The organism is Psychrobacter sp. TB20-MNA-CIBAN-0197 (assembly GCF_040309765.1).
GTDB lineage: Bacteria > Pseudomonadota > Gammaproteobacteria > Pseudomonadales > Moraxellaceae > Psychrobacter > Psychrobacter submarinus.
On sequence record NZ_JBEOPC010001162.1, the window covers coordinates 1 to 247 of the forward strand.

Below are 247 nucleotides of genomic sequence, written 5' to 3' on the forward strand. Positions count from 1 at the left end.
GTTTAATATCCAACGAAAATCTAAATCTACATATTCACGGTTACCGGTTTTAATTAATAACCGCTCAAATTCTTCCCTATCATATGCCGAAACATCAACACCGGTTGCCGCTAAACGCGCTTTGGGTACTAATTCTCGATCGTAAATTTCACCAATAATAGTTTGTTTTGCAATTGAGCCTTCCAGCTCAAATTGCACTACTTCAGAAGGCCAGAAAAAGCTTAACCCTTTCCACGCTATCATAGCT

General features: G+C 38.9%; 1 protein-coding gene. It reads right to left on the reverse strand.

The window, feature by feature from the left end; genetic code table 11:
- On the reverse strand, window positions 1–247 hold a 247-nt coding region (locus tag AAEY83_RS17580), incomplete at both ends, for a hypothetical protein (RefSeq protein WP_351061248.1).